Annotated in this window: 19 protein-coding genes and 2 tRNA genes; 5 read left to right on the top strand and 16 right to left on the bottom strand. The window is 39.5% G+C overall.

Annotated elements, in window-relative coordinates; genetic code table 11:
- Positions 1-61 precede the first annotated feature (61 nt).
- The 9 genes from NH454_RS17740 to NH454_RS17700 form a co-directional block, all read right to left on the bottom strand.
- Complete coding sequence (locus NH454_RS17740; protein WP_135923127.1) at positions 62-541, bottom strand: DUF4124 domain-containing protein; 480 nt, start codon at positions 539-541, stop codon at positions 62-64.
- Positions 542-826: 285 nt separating this feature from the next.
- A complete protein-coding gene (locus tag NH454_RS17735; RefSeq protein WP_253039797.1) occupies positions 827-1399 on the bottom strand; it encodes a recombinase family protein in 573 nt (190 codons plus the stop codon).
- A 339-nt stretch (positions 1400-1738) separates the two neighbouring features.
- Positions 1739-2476 carry a hypothetical protein gene (locus tag NH454_RS17730; protein ID WP_253039796.1) on the bottom strand — a complete coding sequence of 246 codons (738 nt, stop codon included), beginning with the start codon at positions 2474-2476 and terminating at the stop codon, positions 1739-1741.
- Positions 2477-3106: 630 nt separating this feature from the next.
- Positions 3107-3601, bottom strand: a complete 495-nt coding sequence (locus NH454_RS17725; protein ID WP_253039795.1) for a hypothetical protein — start codon at positions 3599-3601, stop codon at positions 3107-3109.
- Entirely contained in the window at positions 3601-3834 is a 234-nt protein-coding gene (locus NH454_RS17720; RefSeq protein ID WP_253039794.1) for a hypothetical protein, read from the bottom strand. Before NH454_RS17720 ends, NH454_RS17725 begins: the two co-directional genes overlap by 1 nt.
- A gap of 199 nt (positions 3835-4033) precedes the next feature.
- Complete coding sequence (locus NH454_RS17715) at positions 4034-5647, bottom strand: hypothetical protein (RefSeq protein ID WP_253039793.1); 1614 nt, start codon at positions 5645-5647, stop codon at positions 4034-4036.
- A 283-nt stretch (positions 5648-5930) separates the two neighbouring features.
- Positions 5931-6023: transfer RNA gene (locus NH454_RS17710), tRNA-Ser, on the bottom strand.
- A gap of 53 nt (positions 6024-6076) precedes the next feature.
- Positions 6077-6167 (bottom strand) — tRNA-Ser (locus NH454_RS17705).
- Between the two features lie 227 nt (positions 6168-6394).
- Positions 6395-6535, bottom strand: coding sequence for a hypothetical protein (locus NH454_RS17700; protein ID WP_167350231.1), 141 nt, complete (start codon positions 6533-6535; stop codon positions 6395-6397).
- 324 nt (positions 6536-6859) lie between these two features.
- Between NH454_RS17700 and NH454_RS17695 the strand changes: the two genes are divergently transcribed.
- Positions 6860-7708: a YegS/Rv2252/BmrU family lipid kinase gene (locus NH454_RS17695; protein ID WP_253039792.1), complete on the top strand. Its 849-nt coding sequence runs from the start codon at positions 6860-6862 to the stop codon at positions 7706-7708.
- Positions 7709-7762: 54 nt separating this feature from the next.
- Here NH454_RS17695 and NH454_RS17690 read toward each other — a convergent pair whose 3' ends face one another.
- Positions 7763-8692 (bottom strand): EamA family transporter, encoded by a 930-nt coding sequence (locus NH454_RS17690; RefSeq protein WP_235403938.1) that lies wholly within the window; start codon positions 8690-8692, stop codon positions 7763-7765.
- A gap of 101 nt (positions 8693-8793) precedes the next feature.
- Between NH454_RS17690 and NH454_RS17685 the strand changes: the two genes are divergently transcribed.
- Complete coding sequence (locus NH454_RS17685; protein WP_135923130.1) at positions 8794-10236, top strand: PLP-dependent aminotransferase family protein; 1443 nt, start codon at positions 8794-8796, stop codon at positions 10234-10236.
- A gap of 62 nt (positions 10237-10298) precedes the next feature.
- Here the strand turns inward: NH454_RS17685 and NH454_RS17680 are convergent, their stop codons facing one another.
- On the bottom strand, positions 10299-11099 hold the full coding sequence (locus NH454_RS17680; protein WP_235383899.1) for a YggN family protein: 801 nt from the start codon (positions 11097-11099) through the stop codon (positions 10299-10301).
- A 392-nt stretch (positions 11100-11491) separates the two neighbouring features.
- On the opposite strand from NH454_RS17680, the gene NH454_RS17675 reads away from it, so the two are divergent.
- On the top strand, positions 11492-11680 hold the full coding sequence (locus NH454_RS17675) for a PA3496 family putative envelope integrity protein (protein ID WP_036974357.1): 189 nt from the start codon (positions 11492-11494) through the stop codon (positions 11678-11680).
- A gap of 56 nt (positions 11681-11736) precedes the next feature.
- Here the strand turns inward: NH454_RS17675 and NH454_RS17670 are convergent, their stop codons facing one another.
- From NH454_RS17670 to NH454_RS17660, 3 genes are all read right to left on the bottom strand, one after another.
- Positions 11737-12219 (bottom strand): glutathione peroxidase, encoded by a 483-nt coding sequence (locus NH454_RS17670; RefSeq protein WP_235383900.1) that lies wholly within the window; start codon positions 12217-12219, stop codon positions 11737-11739.
- Positions 12220-12404: 185 nt separating this feature from the next.
- Positions 12405-12704: an AzlD domain-containing protein gene (locus NH454_RS17665; protein ID WP_135923134.1), complete on the bottom strand. Its 300-nt coding sequence runs from the start codon at positions 12702-12704 to the stop codon at positions 12405-12407.
- Positions 12701-13408, bottom strand: coding sequence for an AzlC family ABC transporter permease (locus tag NH454_RS17660; protein ID WP_135923135.1), 708 nt, complete (start codon positions 13406-13408; stop codon positions 12701-12703). The genes NH454_RS17665 and NH454_RS17660 overlap by 4 nt, the downstream gene beginning before the upstream one ends.
- Positions 13409-13549: 141 nt before the next feature.
- Here NH454_RS17660 and NH454_RS17655 point away from each other — a divergent pair, with 141 nt between their 5' ends.
- Positions 13550-14200 carry a cytochrome b/b6 domain-containing protein gene (locus tag NH454_RS17655; protein WP_135923136.1) on the top strand — a complete coding sequence of 217 codons (651 nt, stop codon included), beginning with the start codon at positions 13550-13552 and terminating at the stop codon, positions 14198-14200.
- A gap of 60 nt (positions 14201-14260) precedes the next feature.
- Here the strand turns inward: NH454_RS17655 and NH454_RS17650 are convergent, their stop codons facing one another.
- The gene (locus tag NH454_RS17650; RefSeq protein ID WP_135923137.1) at positions 14261-14713 is read right to left on the bottom strand and encodes a cytochrome c; all 453 of its coding nucleotides are present in this window, start codon (positions 14711-14713) and stop codon (positions 14261-14263) included.
- Between the two features lie 91 nt (positions 14714-14804).
- A complete protein-coding gene (locus tag NH454_RS17645; protein WP_135923138.1) occupies positions 14805-15275 on the bottom strand; it encodes a DUF2721 domain-containing protein in 471 nt (156 codons plus the stop codon).
- A 232-nt stretch (positions 15276-15507) separates the two neighbouring features.
- Here NH454_RS17645 and NH454_RS17640 point away from each other — a divergent pair, with 232 nt between their 5' ends.
- On the top strand, positions 15508-19206 hold the full coding sequence (locus NH454_RS17640; protein WP_253039791.1) for a S8 family serine peptidase: 3699 nt from the start codon (positions 15508-15510) through the stop codon (positions 19204-19206).
- Positions 19207-19279: the final 73 nt, after the last annotated feature.

Genomic DNA, 19279 nt, shown 5'->3' with positions numbered 1-19279 from the left:
TACATAAGGCCTTAATAATTTAATAAACCCTGTTATAGCATGTCTGACCAGTTTAGGTAAGTTAGAAGTCTTGCTTCTCTGTAAGTAGCCTTTTACTCTCTTCTAGTTTTTCAATCTGCTTATTTATGATACTTAACTGGCTGTTATAGTAGGCATTGATGCGCTCACTTTGTTTTTTAATGGCATCATCGATCGATTCTGCACCTAGTCTATTTGCAGCATCTTGGGTCATTTCGTACACTTTTTTTATACGCTCGTTTTGCTTTTTTTGTAATTCTTTACTTTCTAGTTTTAAGCGCTCAATTTCGCGATCAGCTTCTTTGGTTTTGAGAAAGTTTTCAACACTTAGCTCATTTGTCTCTTGCGTTTTTTCTGGTGGTAGCTTGGTTTTGGGTGGTGGAGTGATATTAACTATTTCGGCATCTTTACCACATGGTTGCTGCGAAAACGTGGCAACATTATCGATCATGCATTTATAGATCGTGGCTTGGCTGTAAAAGCTGAGCAACAAGGCTGCAGCGAAAGAGGCAAAACGGAGCATAGCACTAATCACTTTGACTAATATATATACATTTAGCATGCATGAAATTAACTGAAGTGTGCAAGTTTTTTAGGCATAAAAAAACCGCTAAAAAGCGGGCGGGCTTTAAATCAGAGGCACTTTATTGCGTCTAAAGCTAAAATGTGTACATGATTCTAGTTGATTGTGTACACGTTTTCAATTGTATAAAAAGTGAGAAAGTTTAGTGTGCCTTGTTGAGCGTGGTACTCAGCCCGCTGAAATATCGAGCTGAAAATATAGAAATATATGAGTTATATCAGGCGGTTAGCTGTTTTTCTTGGTGTCTTTTATGTAGCGATACAATGTGGCAACCCCAATACCAGCGGCTTTAGCTGCCTTTTCTTTAGATAATCCACTCTGAACATACTGTAACGCTTCCTTACAGGCTTTTATGGTTTTTGGGGATTGCTGCTTACCTTTGAATTTACCAGCTGCTTTAGCTTCTTCTATCCCTGCCTTTTGACGTTCTAGCATAATCTCTCTTTCCATCTGCGACACGCTAGCCATAATTGTTAGTACCATTTTACCTGTAGCGCTTGTTGAGTCGACTTGAAGCTCTTTTATGATTACAGCAACACCTTTAGCTTCTAATTCTTCAAAGAGTGTTATCACCTCTTTTGTATTGCGGCCTATGCGTGATAGTTCACGAACAATTATTCTATCGCCAGCTTTAACTACACTCAGAAGTTCTTGAAACACTGGGCGGTCTACCATATTTTTACCGCTTTGTTTTTCCTCATAAACAATTGCATCAGAGTAAGTCTGTAACAACTCTTTAGCTTGTGAAGCTGAGTTCTGTTCTTTAGTGCTAACACGTGAATAAATGTAATCTGTCATTTTAATAATCCCTATCATTTAAGTGGTATATGATAATCGTATCTTATACGTGGTCTTTGGTCAATGATGATAGGGGAGATAATATCACTCAATGGAGCGTAGTCTTATGAAAGAAGTTATCTATAGCAATCCACCAACAACAACGCCAATATATTCAATAGCTTAACTATATATTGTGGATTTATGAACGGGCACAATAATGTTGTTTTAGTGTATAGGTGGTAGAAAGTTATTATTTTTCAAATGGTTACGTGGTTTATAGTTGTGTTTAATAGGGCTGGTTATTTTTTAAGCTCGTTTGGCTTTGATGACGTTTACTATCTGTTTAGCAAAAGAGAGCTATGCAGCCCTCTGTAGGGTTTCCCTGTTATCAATAATGATAAAATTTTTACGACCTTTTGATGTTTTGTTTTTTGTGCCGTATGCAATCCAGTTCATTACTCTGAAACAATTACTATGTGTTACCTTAACAACGCATTTGTTACCTAACGTTCCGTTGAAGTACGCACTTCTTCGAGCTTCTGTTGTGCCATAAAACACGTCCCACTCAGCCAGATGGGCAGAATCATAATTGTTATTGTCTGTAACAATGTTATAGCCTGTGAATTTGTAAGGGCGCACTGAGTCAATTGGCTTCATGTTTTTACCAGAAGGTTTTAGCATAAACCTATTTTTAGATTTATCGTTTTTGAGCATTTCTCTGACTTTTGATTTGAAGCTTTTATGAATATTCACACCAGCGTTAGCACTGTATGTTATGTAACAATGATAATGAGTACGTTTGTTTATTGTAGCTTCTTCTGTACCAGTTACAGCTGTAACAGTCCCTTTGTTAGTATGCTCACATTTAATAATGATCAAACTCTCAGGAAATGCTTTTGAGAGTAGATTAGTAATATCATTAAATTTCACTCTGTCAGTAGCATATAGAATGAGATGGGCAATGTTTTCAGAGTACAAGTTCTGAGTGTTACTATGATCAAATAGTGAAGATAGTTTATTAAACCAATTTTTATTGTAATCACTCTGAACATTATCACTCATCAGATTGATGAAAGGGTCAGTTTTCAATGGCATTTCTAAATCCTCCTATTTATAAATTTCCTCTCTTTTAAAAGGGTGAACTTTCTTCAAAAGTGCTTGCTCAGCAGAGATATATTAGTGCTATCTAAACTGTGATTTTAAGCAAAACACGAATAAACCCAGTAACCGCAGGGGCTACAGGTTGGTTGATTAATATTTAATCAATTATGGGTGGTGTTTAATTATTTTCTTATAAATCAATAAGAAATGAAGTTTAAAAGGGGGTTGCGAGCAACTGGTCTGACCTCTCGTTATTCAAACCTTTACGCAATCTTTTTAAGATTATCGTAAACCAGTGTTTGTTGTAAAGAGTTTTTTGTTTATTTTTAGAAATTAATTTTTATCGGGTAGTTCAAGCTAACGGCCTGTGTTATGCGAATTTCATCAAAGCCCAACTTCTCAAGAGCAAGTGCAAAGTGATAACAGGATGGTTGTGATTCTTCAAAACTGTAACCAAGCCGCTGCAGTAAAGCTTTTTACGTTTATTTTATCATCTGACATAGTTAATATTCCTCGTATATATATAAATAAAGCCCCAGATTGATTCTAAGAGCTTTTTAGTGTGTTGCTATTAAATTGTATTGGTTAGTGCTTTAAAATGCGTTATAGGGCGTTACAGGGCTTTTAATCTAGTAAGCTGAGCAATGTTTCTTTAAGTTTTGCTCGGTGTTCTTTTTCTTGTACTTGTTTTGCTTCTATTTGTTTCTGCTCATGCTCAAACAGTAAATTCTCAACATATTCTTGCTTAATTGCTTCTAACTCTGATTGATACTTTTGCTTAACTTGCTTTTCAATACGCTCTAAATCTGCATCTTGCACTGAAAGTGGTTTTGTATATGCAATCCTGTATGTACCACCTGCAACAACGGTTGTTCGTTGATAGTCAATATCACACTCTTTTAATTCTGTTGTTAAAGCTTTAACTACATCAGAGAAGTTTCTGAATGGTAATATAACAAGTGCATTAGAATCTTTATCCCCAAGAGTGGGGTAACTCTTTAAGTAACTTATACGAGCGTTGTTGATTCGTTTAGCAAGCTCATTCTCGTCTACTTGCCATGCGGTTTTATGAGTATCTAACACTTTCTGTAACGAGGCGGGAAGTTTCTTATTACTCATTACTCATTACCCCCAGCGATTTCAGCAATAACCTTGTTCAATGCCATACCACCGTTTAGCAAGCTGAGAGCTTTTAAATATTTACCTCTTTCCTTGCCGCCAACGTCTACGCCTAGTTCCCTGAGAATATCTTTCAAGCTGTCATGGTGTTTGATGATTTCTGAGCAAATGAGTGTGCCATCTTTTAGAGAGTGAGTGTTTCGTGTAGTGCTTGTGATTTCGAATGTTTGCATTGTGTGTGTGCCTTTTGTTTTTATGAATAAAAAGCACAAAGCCACCTGCTCTATGTCAGTAGTTAGTTAAGGAAAACAGATGGTTGTGCTTGAATTGGGGAAGTGCTTTGAACTGATTAGGGGTATCAGTGTTTATACTAGTATTATATATCAATGTGAATACTTATGCAAATATGGTGAATATTCAGCGGGGTTTTATTCATAACTTGTGATAATCAATACTATTAATTGTATCTTCATACAACTTCATATCAGCTGTAGTATAGTTCTTTGTAGCTGTATTATTATTACTATGACCGACTAGATGATAGATATGCTCATTATTTAAGCTTTTGTTTATCTTATCTATTACTGCGTGTCTAAAGCTGTACAGTGTGATCTTATGTCCCCACTGATCACACTGTGGAATGTTGAACTCACTTCTAAAGAAATTGAAGTGATTGGTTAGCTGACTACTTTCAAAATCGAATAAAACCGTACCCGCCTTGCTTTCAACAAAGTCAATGAAACCTAGTTCTATTAGTTTATGATGAATTGGCACTCGTCTCTGTGCGTTTATAGTTTTACCTGTACGCACATAAAAGCATTTAATACCTGTGTCTGGGTCTGTAATTATATCGTCATAGTGTAGATTAGTGACTTCTTCGTTTCTCATACCACTCAGAGCCATTATTAATACAGCCCAACTGTATTTTTTGTGAGTATTATCTGAGCAGTAATCAACAATTAGACTTGCTATATCATCTGGCATTTTAGCTCGGGGCTGTAGACGATTTTTAGGTATTTTGAGAGATAGACCGTATTCAACGATAGGGTTCGATTTTATGAGCTGTTTATATTTCAGGAACTGAAATGCTTCTTTGAATGCTACTCGCCAATCTGATAGTCTGGAGGTTGTTATTAATTCAGGTACGGAAAATTCATTCAACTGCTCTTGATCTGCATCCCGTATGTAGTGCCACAAGGTTTGGTGTTGTCGTGCCTTTTTATCATCATTATTTGCAAATTTTTCTCTTATATCAAATCCATAACGTTTAGGGTCTAAATTTCTAAGTTTTGGTAGCTTACAAATAATACTCCATACGTCTTCAATTTCTTCATGTGTAACTGTATCTAATGATTGACCTGCAAATGCAACAATAAGCATTTGGTAAGGGGCATTAAGATTAGTTTTATAGTATTCAAAATCCTTGACGTCTGTTTTTGTTTTTCTCAAATGTTCCCAAAAATCTTCTTCAATATCTTCTAAGAATATGTTTTTAGGTGGTGCGGTATCTTCTTGATTTTCAGATACTATTTTTGTGCTTTTCTCAGATGGCAAGAACTCAGCAAAATTGCTTTTAAGTGAGTCTAAGTGCATCTTAGCTAGCATTGTATTGTTATTATCGTTTGCCTTAGCTATCTTCTCAGCTGCATTGCTAATGATAGAGCTTAAATGTCCATACCGTTCATTTTCTAAGGTAGGGAATTGAAAGTATGTATAGTGGTCGTGATCTTGATCTATTTCATATTCGCCTGTATTCGAGATGGGTTCAGAAAGTGCATTTCTTAAATAATCATAGTTATAAGTTACTTTCTGAGATAACCACTGGGAATAACTGGAAAACTCAGGACGGGGAAAAGCCCAAGGTTCGTACTTGTCATAATTATGTTGTGCTGTTCTAATCGAGTCTATTTCTCTATACCACTGCTTGAAATAGCTGCTTGCTGTAGTTGAGAGTGGTTCTGTAATTGCCTTAGCTGTTCTAACAACATCATTTACATGATTAGAGATCAGCATTTCTATAAATTCATCAATATCACTTTTACTCACATTTCTTCCTAAAAACTTTGCTTTCCTCATGAAAGAAAGTATCTCAGATACGTAGAATCTACAAGTGCTAGGGGAGTCAGTTTTGAGTGACTTTCGATATATCTTATCAGCTAAGCGATAGTTGAAGCTGTACGTCTCATTACGTTTGATTGTGTGGGCTATTGTAGTCATTCGATGTGTACAAATGTGTGACACAATAGAAGTGTGATTTGGTAAGCTGCTGATTCTAAGAGTGAAGTTAGAACCAGCTCTCACCGCTAAAAAGCGGTTTTAAATAATAAAATGGTGGAGAAGGAGGGATTCGAACCCTCGATAGAGCTACAAACCCTATACTCCCTTAGCAGGGGAGCGCCTTCGGCCACTCGGCCACCTCTCCAACGCATAATTCTGATTGTAACTTGCTGAAATTAATCAACAAATAAAAATAAGTGGTGGAGAGATAGGGATTTGAACCCTAGAGGGGCTACAAACCCCTGCCGGTTTTCAAGACCGGTGCATTCGACCACTCTGCCATCTCTCCACGTCGTGATGCGAGAATAATACTTAGCTGAATCGGCTGTGTAAATAGGAAAAAGTTTGTTTGCTTGTTTTTTGAGCGTAATAAGGGCGTTTTTTGTAAAAAGGTTTAATTTTTTGCTGTTTTTGACTTAAAAGAAGAGGGTTGGGGCAGTAAACGGAGGAGCTAAAGAAGGATCTTCGTTAGTGGTTGGTTGTTTACTGCACCGATAAAGTAACCATGGTTGGGGGTTACTTGTGTTGTACTGCGCCGCCAAGTGCTAACTTTTTGCCGTAGCGATTAAGCTTTGCCAACATTTTTGCTTTGCGGTTTGTTGGTTTTACGGCAACATGAGCTGCTGCGTTTTGGTTTAATGTATTAATTGGGTTCATTACTTTGCTCCGGGTTGTGTTTGGTTGAAAACGTGAGTATTTTGCAACCAAACTGAACAAAAATAAAACGATAAAAATTGAGTCTGCCGGATAACTTTTTCTAATCCGAAAGTCTTTTATTAACATAGGGTTAAGTTTTTATATCTGCAGAGATTTGCATGCTTATGCAGTTGTTTTTGTGTTGAAGTGTCAGTAAATAAAAGGTTTTTAATTGTTGTTACTTTGATTTATGCGTTTTTAGAGTAAGAAAGTGACTAATTATTCAGATTAATATAATTTGAACGAGTGTGGTGTTTTTACCATGCAAGAAAAGAAGTGCCATTAATGTTGATAATAATAAAGCCAAGTGACAAAAAAAATCATAAAAATAGTGTTGATTGGCTACTAAAAGAATGTAAAAAAAGACAGATTGAGCCTGAGTTATATTTAACCATAGGCAATTTTCTTCAAGATTGCGCTAATATTGCCCTTTTAGCTAAAAGCCAGACACAAGCTGTGGTAATTGGTGGTGATGGGACGCTACATTTAGCTGTTAATGCATTAATGACGAGCGATTGTTCTATCGCCTTAATTCCTGCAGGTACAGGTAATGATTTTGCTCGCGGCTTTGCGCGCAAGCAGCAAGCTTGGCATGACGCTGTTTTCAATAGCCGTACTGAGCTCATTGATATTGGGCAAATAAATCAGCGCTATTTTATTAATGTAGCGGGGATAGGTTTTGATGCTGAGGTGGTAACTCAATTAAACAAAGCCGGAAGTTTTAGCTCGTTTGGCTACACTTGGCAGGGTATCAAGCAGCTATTTTCATTTCAGGCACGGTCACTTCAGGGGGAATTTAATGGTAGACCACTTAGCTACAGTAATTTAGCGACGATTTTTGCTAATCATCATTACTTTGGTGGTGGCTTAAAGATTGCTCCTCGGGCAAAGTTAAATGATGGTCAGCTTGATTGTTACTGCATGCCAGCAGATGGTTTGTTAAAAAACCTGATTAGCTTTTTATATTTACTACTTGTGAAACATCATAGTTTAAAAAGGCTGAAATATACCTGTTTAACAACTGCGGAAGTAACCACCAAAGGGCTTAGTATTGAGGCTGATGGAGAGCTCGTTGGTTTTACACCAGCCAAAGTTAAGATTCACAAACAAGCACTTCGTTTTCATGTGCCATAAAAAAGCGCCGGCATATTTTGCCAGCGCTTGGTGTTAGAGGTGACCTTGCCACATCTAACTGGGGACGGAGCTTTTTTGCTGTAGGTTACGTGCAGCAAAAAATGCTTTAATTTGTCGAGTTGGAGTTAGCACGATAGCATTACCGAATAACACTAGGCTAAAGCCCATAAAGGTATTCGCTTGCCATTCGAATCCTTCAAATAAGGTACTTAATACCACTGCAACCAGTGGGAATAATACGATTACGTAGCTTGCGCGCTCAGGGCCAATATTTTTAAGTAGTGCGAAGTAACAAGCAAATGCGATTACGGTACCAAACACAGCTAAATAGAAAAGCGATATCCAATAACTGGTTGGGGCATTCAATGTAAGCTCAACATCGCTTACTAAAACATACGCTGCTAGGCCTAAAGCGCTGTATAACATACCCCAGGCATTGCCCTGAAGTACGCCAATGTTTCGCTGAGAGTTTCGAACACTGACCATATTCCCCAATGAAGCCACAAAGGTCCCAGATAGCGCAAGTAGTAACCCGACCAACGCACCATTACTCAAGTCGAATTGCTGAATTTGTGGCCAAAACAAGCTTGCAATACCCATTACGCCGAGCAGAGCACCAAAGTAAATTCGTTTCGCAATTGGCTTTGCGAAAAACAAGCGGGTGTTAATAATGTTCATCAATAACAACATCGAAAAGGCAATTGAAGCCATTGCTGAGGTAAGGTAGTTCTGCGCCCAATACAGTACTAAATAATTTAAACCAAAGTTAAATAAAGCTAATAATGCAAAAAAGCCGTGATCACGCAGTGAATATTGCATAGGAAGTTTTTTTACGAGCACAAAGGCCCACATTAAAATAGCTGCAATGGCAAAGCGATAAAATAAAGAGACCTCAACAGCGACATCACCCAGTTGAAACTCAATAGCAAGCCAAGTCGATCCCCAGATCAGTACTGTAGCAAGGTAGAGAGCAGCGCTTTTCATAGTTAGTACCTAAAAATTGAAAGTATGTTCATTTTAAATCGCTTCTGTATACTTAACATATACAGAAAACTAGAAATGCAACCTATACAGTTTGGTGGGCTATGTCACAAGTAATCAGTCGTAGTAACAGTGAGTTCTTATATCAACAAGTTATTCAGTTAGTTAGAGATCTTTGTTTGCAAGGCTCGTTATTACCAGGTGAAAAATTACCATCACTCAGAAAAATGGCTGACAAGCTTAATATTAGTATTCCGACGGTAAAACAAGCTTATCAATTACTTGAAGGACAGGGGCTAATTGAAGCCAGAGAAAAGTCAGGTTACTTTTTAAAGTCTTCACAATTAAATCAGTCGCGGCCAAAGCGAGTCAGGCTGAGTCGAGAACCTACCACAGTCAACAAACAAGGCTTAATAGAACAAGTATATAGCGCTATCCACAAAGCTAATGTGGTGCCATTTGGTATTGCCAATCCTGTGGCTGCTGCACCGACAGATAAAGCATTGGCAAGAACCATGCGTCGGGTAATGACACTCGCTGGGGCATCGGCAATTAATTACGGTCCGATGGATGGCTTTGCACCACTTAAAAAACAACTCATTCATCGTTATTTAGACTTCGGCATTGGGGTTGATAGCGATGAATTAGTGATCACCAATGGCGCTCAAGAGGCGTTGGCGATAGCCCTTAAGTGTGTCGCTAAACCCGGAGATGTTATTGCTATCGAGTCGCCTTGCTATTTTGGCATTATCGAATTAATCGAAAGCTTAGGCTTAAAGGCACTGGAAATACCGCTGTGTCCTGATGAAGGAATATGGCTAGATGATTTGGCTCAAGCACTCGATGAGCATGATATAAAAGCCTGTGTATTTTCTACCTCATTAAATAACCCGGTTGGCAGCTTTATGCCTGATGCCAAGCGTGAACAATTGGTGGCACTTTTAGAGCAGCGCGATGTCGTGCTTATTGAAGATGATGTATATGGCGACCTACATTTTACAGCTAAGCGAGCGACTCCTGCACAAGCTTATTCAAAAAAGGGTTTAGTGATCACCTGCGCGTCATTTTCAAAAACAGCTGCGCCAAGTTACCGTATTGGTTGGATCATTGCCGGTAAGTTTGCTGAACAAGCAAGGCGCTATAAAAGGGCGCTTAGTTGCTCTGCGCCACTTATTAATCAGTGGACCTTGTATGAATTTATAGCCACTGGCGAGTACGATCGTAATATTCGTTTACTAAGACAGCGCTTAAGTACCAACAAAGAGCGTATGATTTGGTGTTTGCAGCAGCACATGCCAAGTTGTGCACGCATAAGTAACCCGCAAGGGGGTTGTGTTATTTGGGTTGATCTTGGTAGCCAATATGATGCGGTAAAATTATTTCATTTGGCACTTGAGGCGGGGATCAGTATTACTCCAGGGCTGATATTTTCAGCGGGTAAAAAGTACCGTAGTTGTTTTCGCTTAAGTTATGGCTTGCCTTGGTCTGAAAATTTAGAGCAGGCGATTAAAACGTTATCGCAACTGACTGTGTTGGCCAAAAAATAAAAAAGCGCAGAGCAAGCTCTGCGCGAAAGGACCAAGTGTTTTGGTTCAGGGATGTTAATTCATTACTCTGCGTTTTGTTTGAAGATAAAAAGTTGATACTCTTTTAGTTCTGGTACTAGCGCCACTAACTCTTGCTCTTTATGAGCGATATCAGCAAAGCTGCCGCATAATGCATCTGCACGCTCTTCAAGTTGAGCTGCCTGTGTTTCAACGCGCGCTTCTATTTGTGCGCCCATGTTTTCCATACGTTGTTCAAACTCATTCATGTCGCCACCCGAACCTAAAAGTTCAGAGCCTAGCGCGACCAAAATACTACCCATTGATTGCATCATGGCTGATTCAACTGCTGATTCGATTTGCTCATCGAATTGGTCTTCAAAGTTTTGACCAAATTTTTCAAAATTTTGCTGACCCATTGTGAACGCACCTTGTTGATAGAAGGCGTTTTGCACTTCTACGCTGATATCGTCCATTAATTCTGAAATGTCGTTTAGGCCGTCAATGTTGAAGGCTTTTGACACTTCTTCAATTGCTACGCCTGCTATTTTTACGCCATCAAGTGCGATATTTGCTACTTCAGGAAGTTGGCTGCGTAAGCTGTCTGAGTAATCTGCAATTGCTTGCTGTTGTGAAGCATCAAGTGATACGCTTTGACCATCGATATACAAAGTGTGCTGATCGATGATTTTCATAGAGCGATTATCGGCTGTGTATACTTCTAACTCGCTTGGTGTGATGCGTACATCATTTTTAAATTCAACATCACATTGCTCACCGCTGAATGAAATATTTGTATCATTATCGTTATGAGCCATTGCGCTGGTAGCGATAAATAAAGAACTTACTAACAATAACTTTTTCATTTTTTTCTTTCCTGTTTGAAATGACATTTAGACATAATCAAACTTAATGCCAAATTTATATTTTTATTTTATTTCATAGGGTTATCATTTTATTAAGTGTAGTTAGAAGTTATGAGAATTAAATTTTTAACTAAAATTTGGTCAAATTAACTAAAAAATAAACATGCATAAATGGGTTTTATCGAAACGATAAAAAACTCTCACTTTTCAGAATCCGAATTTAGCGCTATTTATTCACAATATTGACATATCACCCATTTAGCATGGCGATATGGCTTTATTTTGGTGGTTTTTTACATACTAATTAATCACTGAGCTTTTTAAACTTTGCCAATTCACAGAGCAAACTTTAAATTTGTGAAATTGGTCTCAAACACTTTATGGAGTGGGTTGTGGGTAAGACATTTAGTTATGATGCGCTAGATGACGATTTTGTTGAAGACGAGTACGAAATGGTTGGGCGTAATCAACATGACAAAAAAAAGCAACGCGTTAAGAAGAAGCTAGAAGATTATCTTGAGCAAAAACGCTTACGCAGAAACTTAGGCGAAGACGACTTTGACGAGTACATGAACGACTAAGCATAAATTTAAATAAAGAGGCATTTTGCCTCTTTATTGCTTATTGGCATGTGATTTTATTTGTTTAATGCAGCAATAATCGCAGCTTCGATCTGCTCTGGTTTTGTTAAAGGAGCAAATCGTTTAATAGCTTTGCCATCTTTACCAATTAAAAACTTGGTGAAGTTCCATTTTATTTTGCGGGTAATAAACCCAGGTAACTCTGATTTTAGGTATCTAAAAACTGGGTGGGCATGTTCGCCATTTACATCGACCTTGCTCATCATTAAAAAGCTAACGCCATAGTTAATTAGGCAGCCTTCTTTTATTTCTTTAGCATCTCCCGGTTCTTGCTTACCAAACTGATTACATGGAAAGCCGATAATGACGAGACCTTGATCATGGTATTTTTCGTGGAGTGCTTGCAAGCCTTCATACTGAGGGGTAAAGCCACATTTACTCGCCGTATTTACAATTAGAACGACTTTATTTTCAAAGTCTTTAAAATCAATAGTTTGACCTTGAAGGCTGGTGGCACTCAGTTGATAAAATTCACTCATAGGTATCACTTATTATTATTGTTGAATTAATTCTAACCCGCTTTAGAGAGGTATAAAAGTATAAATTTTAATCACACTTTATACCTTATAGCCAACTGTGAGCAGTGTTAGAGTTGATGTCAGTTTTTTAAACTCAAAGTATGTTGCTCTGAAAGGCCAAAGTACAAATTTAGCGACAAAAAAGATTAACTTAAAATGATAAATAGCCCCATGCCTGCTAGCGTGGTGTAATAAATGTTATGTGTTTTATATGCGACAATAATGGCTAATACAGCCGCACTTAAATAAGGGTTTTGCCAATCTAAGTTAATCTCTCCCTCATTTATAAAGACGATGGGTACCCAAATTGCGGTAAGTACCGCAGGGGCGCTAAAACTTAAAAATTGCTGCATTTTCGGGCCGACTTTAAACGGTAATGCGCGGTGTAAAAATAAGTAACGTGTGAAAAAGGTAATACACGCCATCAATAAAATGGTGGTCATCATAGTGTATGCTCCTCTTTTGCTTGCCAGCGACTAATTAAATAACCTACTGTCATGGCTATTAGCGCTGCAGTCACTAACCATAGCTGAAAGCCTTGGCTTTTTAAAAGCGTAGCGACAACGCCTGCGGTGAGCACAGTAGCCAACGTAGCAAGGTTCTTTACACCTGGAATAACTAAGGCAATAAATGTGGCAGCAATGGCAAAATCAAGCCCAAGGTCTGTTAAGTCAGGCAGTAAGCTACCCGCGACTATGCCAAGCAAAGTCCATATATTCCACGCAATGTAAAAACTAAACCCTGCACTGAGCGCGTAAATAAGGCGCACTTTTGTTCGGTAGGCTTTGCGATGGTGCGAAAACGCAAATAACTCATCTGTGAGTACAAAGCTAACAGGAAGGCGCCAACGAAAAGGTTGATCAATGACTTTGTGGCGAATAGCTAAACCATATAGAAAGTGCCGCGAGCTAATAATGAGTGTGGTAAACAATATAGTAAGCAAAGGGGTATTGCCGGCCATTAATTCAATTGCGACTAGCTGCGCAGAGCCTGCAAATACCAACAATGACATCGCTTGTGTTTCTAAAGCACTAAAGCCATTTTGGACGGCTAACGAGCCACATAAAATGCCCCAAGGTAACACTGCAAGGCACAAGGGGAGCATGTCGAAAAACCCTTTTAGTAATGCTCTTATTGTTGATTTATGCATTTTATCGCTCATGTTTGTTGTTGTGGCTCAGATCAAAACAGCTGAAATAGAGGTGTGTCAAAATAACTGAAGTTTGTAATAATGTATAGCCGAACCCGTTGCTGAAATTCATCATTTGCGTCTTTTAAAGGGAAAATTACAATGTCGAAAGTTAAAGTATGGGATGGCTTTATAAGAAGCTTCCATTGGTTGTTAGTTGCAGCCATCGCAACACTCTATTTTAGTGCTGAAGAGGGTATGTTAGAGCTGCATTTTGCAGCAGGCTACTTCACCTTGGCGCTGATTATTACACGTCTTGTTTGGGGGCTTATTGGTAGCAAAACAGCAAAGCTCTCTGCACTTATTCACTCACCTGTTGCTGCAATTAAGTCATTTACAAGCAATGAGCATAAGGCAGGTCATGGTGCGGCGGGCAGTTATATGGTGATTGCATTTTTTGTTTTAATACTTGTGCAGTTAACCTCGGGACTTATGACCAGCGACGATATCTTAACAGACGGCCCGCTAGTCGCACATGTATCATCAGATACCGTAGAATTTGCGGGTTGGTTGCATCATTTGAACTTTGATATTTTGTTGTATGCCATTGTGTTGCATGTATTGGCAATTGTGATTTACCGCATTAAGGGAAAGAATTTAGTCAAACCTATGCTGACGGGCAGTAGCGACCAGGTTTCAGTCACTGAGCCTGTCACCAAATCACCTATGCTCGCTTTTATTATTTTTGCTGTGTGCTTAGTGGTGCTATTTACAACTTGGGGTGCAGAGCCGCTCAGTTATTTGCTTGGGTAGACTTCTCAAGATACTAAAAAGGCGCTTATCAGCGCCTTTTTAGTTTACATAATTACTAGACTAGTCTTTGAAAGACTTATGGCAATCTTTACAGCCTTTAGCCCATGCGCCAAATGCTTTACCAATTACTTTTTCATCGCCACTCTGTGCTGCAACTGCTAGTTCATCAGCATATTGTTGGAAAGCAACTGCTTTTTTCATAAAGGTTTCGTTATCGCTCCATACAGCAGCAAGTGCAGATGTATCGCCTTTATCAGAACCCGCTACAAAAGCTTCCCAAGGCATTTTTGATAGTGCAGCTGCATTGTTGGCACGCTTTTGAAAGCGTTCAGCATCAAAAGGTACTTTTCCTTTTAGCATATCGCCCATGTCACCAATTTGTACGCGGATCATTGAAAATGCTGCCTGACGATACTCGATTGCATCACTTGGTTCTTCAAATACAGAATTTGCTGATGCGCCTAGTGCCATTGTAGATAGCATTGCACCTAATACTAATTGTTTTAATTTCATTCCTTTTGCCCCTTAAGATGTCATAAAAGTAAACTAACTGAGTTGTATCTTAGCTCAATATAATATTCAAGTGTATTGCGCTTAACCTTAATTAATCATTTATATCAATATCGGCGAATATCATCCCGCGGCGCATACTTCTGGTTGCTAAGAAAACCTCGCCTAGTAAAGATAAAAAACCACAGATCAACAGGGCCATAGCGGCCACAAAGCAACTGGCAATTGTCACGCTTAGGTTAATAGATTGGATATGTGATAGAAATAAACACATAACCACAGCGCACACTAATAAAGCACTAAGCACACTTGCACTAAATGCAATATGGATACAGCGCGAGCGCTTTAATAACGCTCTTAATTCAGTCGTTAGAGACTTATTAAAGTCTTCATCAGTACTGACCTTTAACTTACGCTCAAGCTGCCTTGCACGGTCGGTAATGCGGGCTAGACGGTTAGATAACACACCTAATGTGGCAGCAATACCCGTAATTAAGAATACCGGGGCTACGGCTGTTTGAATCACCTTAGCCATAGTAAGAATATTAATGACCTCTGAGTTCATTATGTTTACCTTTTTGCATTTGATTCATTTACAAATATTTACAACCCATGCTTTTTTATTAAACGCTTTTAAAACAGAGTCTTGCCAGTTTTTTTCTCGCATCTAATAAATTTACTGTAACTATAATGTAACTGAAATGTTGTTCTTGAGTGTGTTTACGCTTTATATTGGTGATGAAACTTTGTTTCAATCACTATTTAGGACGATAAAATAACATATCCCAGGGGAACCCATGTCTAAAAATCTAATAAAAAGAACAGCAGTTGCTTTGGCTGTAACAAGTGCAATGTGCGCTAGTGCACAAGCCAATGACTTTTCAAAATACAATCTAGCAGGCAAAAAGTTAATTAAATCAAGTGCTGTTACTAAAAAAGAGCAAAAAGTTCGCAGCGAAGCAACAAGTTGGTTAGTTAAGTTAAATGCACCAGCAACAGTAAATGCAACATCACGTGGTGCAGATATTGCGAGTATTCAGTCACAAGCACAAGCGGCACAAGTAAGTGTAGAGCAAGCGATTAGCAGCATGGATTTACCGCTGCAAGTTGTTGCGAAAACATCAACACTTGTCAGCTCAATCGTAGTCAATGGTAATAAGCAGGACGTTGCAAGGCTTCTCTCTAACGCGCAAGTTGAGGGTATCTACCCTGTTTATGATTATGAATTGCATGTTGCAGACAGTGCCGATTATATTGAGGCAACACCTCTTGTCGCGAATGGTTTAGCAACAGGTGAAGGTGTTCGCGTTGCGGTACTTGATACAGGTATCGACTACACACACAAAGCATTCGGTGGTGAAGGTACTGATGAAGCATATGCTGCTGCGATTGCTGATCCTGCATCAGTTGATTGGCCACAAGGTAAAGTTTTAGGCGGTTATGACTACATCAATAATGATAGTGATCCAATTGATGTAGATACAAATCATGGTACACACGTTTCTCACTCGGTTAACGGTATCGCACCAAACGTAGATTTATTCGTTTACTCTGTATGTAATAGTGGTTGTCCTGGTCTTGCGCAATTATTAGCGCTTGAAAGTGCAATGGACCCAGATGGTAATGGTGATATCAGTGACCGTGTTGACGTAATCAACATGTCTTTAGGTGGTGATTACGGTGATATTGCAAATGATGCTGTAGGCTTATTCATCAACCAAGCAGTTAAACTAGGTACCAACGTGGTTATCTCTGCAGGTAATGATGGCGCATATCCATTTATCGTTGGTGGCCCAAGTACCACTGAGCATGCTCTTTCTGTTGGGGCAATGACTCACCCTACAGGTGCTGAGTCAATTGGTAGTGGTACAGTTAATGGCGAAGAAGCAATTGTGCAGCCAGCAAGTTTTGGTCCTCAAACTGCGTTTAGTTTCTCAAATGACGATATTGAACTTGTTTACCCAGATGCGAACCAAACAGCATGTGAAGCGTTTGCTGATGACGTAGATTTTACTGGTAAAGGAGTTATCATAGACCGTGGTGCATGTGCATTTACAGTTAAAGTATTAGCAGCACAAGCTAAAGGTGCAGAGTTTGTTATTATTGCAAACAATAACGATGATGGTACGCCAGCTCCTATGGGTGGTTCTGATCCAAGTGTAACTATCCCTTCTGTCGGCGTAACATTTGCCGCAGGTACAGCACTTAAAGCAGGCGGTACATTTAACCTAACAGTTGAACGTTTAGTTCTTTCTGGCGCTATTGCTGATTTCACATCGCGTGGTCCTTCAATGGGTGGTCTGTTAAAACCTGAAATTACAGCACCAGGTGTAAACATCATGACTGCTCACCCAGGTTTAGGTGATGGTCTTACTGGCGCAACAGGTACTTCATTCTCAGGTCCAATCACGGCTGGTGCGGTGAGCTTATTAAAAGAAGCACTGCCTGAACGTAATGCACTTGAGTTAAAAGCTACGCTAATGAATACCGCTAACCTCAATGTCACAATGGAGCCATTAGCGATTAACCCTGATGCTGAGCTTGCGCCAATTAGTTATATCGGGGCAGGTTTAGTTGACGTAAATAAAGCGGCTAACTTACCAGTTGCTGCGTGGGCTGCAGATACTAAACAAGCTGCGCTTTCGTTTGGTTTAGTAAATGCATCAGAAACAGTAGAACTAACTAAAACTGTTCACGTTAAAAACTTCTCAAATGAAGCAAAGGTTTATACGCTTTCACTTGAACAGCGTTATCAAGACGATATAGAACGTGGTTCATTCTCACTTGATTACCCAGAAACAATCACAGTTCCAGCTGGTCAAATGCTGTCATTTGATGTCACTGCGACAATCGACCCGACAACATTACCTGAGTGGACTTTGACTGATGACAACATTGGTTCTCAAGACTCAACGACGGATTTAACGAACCTTGAGTTAGACGGTGCGTTAATATTCTCAGATGGTGACGAGAAAGCATTCCACCTTGTTTACCACGTATTGCCAAAAGCGAATGCAGCAATGAGCTTTATGCCAGTCATGACTGATGATGGTGTTGCTCACCAACTGACAAATACTGGCGCTGTTGCTTTAGAGCCTGTGTTTGCACCAACGGTAGCGACTGATGAAGTCGATGAAGATCAACGTTTAGACTTAGTTGGCGCATCGATTGAAACATTTGCAGTACCAGCAGAGGTCTGTGATAGCGGTTATGTAACATTAACAACTATGGTACTAAATGATGGTATCACTCACTCTTATGTGGGTGGCTTCATGGCCGACTTCGACCTTGATCAGGATGGCACGTACGACGTTACAGTACAAAATGGCAAGTTAGAATGGTTCTACGATGTTGAGCCAGGCACTGCTATTACCTTCACTCATGGCTACGGTAGCTCTTCAGGTAATCTTAATAACATTTACCAAATTATTGGTAATAACCATCTAACGATGCAAAGTTGTTTAGGTGCATTTGGTCTAACGGCTGATGATATTGGTAAAGCAACTGCAAATGTACGTTTCCGTACAGAAGAAGAAACTTGGACTCCAATTGCATCAGGCGAAGGCGATGTTGCAATGGGCACATATACATTCACTGATGCATCAAATGATGTCTATGCAGCGCTTGTTGATGAATCTGGTGAGGCTGTAAGTTCAATTGAACCAGGCGCTTCAGCAACATTATTGAATGCTGGTGCAGACTTCATGATCCTATCTGATTCTGGTTCTAAAGCATACGCAGCAACACCGAGTGCAGATGCTAATACAGCGCCTGAGCTTGCCGATGCTTCGTTCAGCGTTGATGAAAATAGCGCAGAAGGTACTGTTATCGGTATGCTTGAAGCGACTTACGGTGCTGAACTTGCAAATCCAATTTCTGAGTACATCGTACTGAGCTCTTCTTCTACAGCGGTTTCTGTAAACGCGGCTGGAGAAGTTGTGGTAATGAATGCAGAGATGCTAGATTACGATGCAGGCCTTACGTCTATTGAGCTTGAAGTTGTTGCTGCAGATTCTGCAGGCAATATCTCTGAACCTGCGATGGTGACTGTTGAAGTTATGAACGTTGCTGACGAGCCAGAAGAAGTTAACCCAGTAATCGATGCTGATCTTGGTGAGTTCACGGTTCAAGAAAACGCAGCAGAAGGTACTGTAATTGGCACTGTGACTGCGACTGACCCAGATGCAGATCTGACTCCTATCGCTACTTATGAAGTGACAGGCAGTGATAGCATCAGCATCAGCGATACAGGTGAGTTAATGGTTGCGGGTGCAATCGATTATGAGCAAACAACCTCTATCGAAGTATCAGTGACAGCAGTTGACTCTGCAGGCAATATGTCTGAAGCGGTGACGATTACTATTGCAGTAACTCAAGACCCAAGCGAAGACGTTGTAGCTGAAGAACCTAAGAAGAAAAAATCGTCAGGTTCGCTAGCATGGTTAACATTACTTGCTGCGCCGTTCGCATTTATGCGTCGTCGTAAGCAAAAGTAATTGCTTGATAAGTAACTAATAAAGGGAGCTTCGGCTCCCTTTTTACATTGCTTCACAAAGGCTACTTATAAAT

Origin of the sequence: Pseudoalteromonas sp. Ps84H-4 (genome assembly GCF_024124645.1) — a bacterium.
Taxonomy (GTDB): Bacteria; Pseudomonadota; Gammaproteobacteria; order Enterobacterales; family Alteromonadaceae; genus Pseudoalteromonas; species Pseudoalteromonas lipolytica_C.
This window is presented reverse-complemented; position numbering and strand designations above follow the sequence as displayed.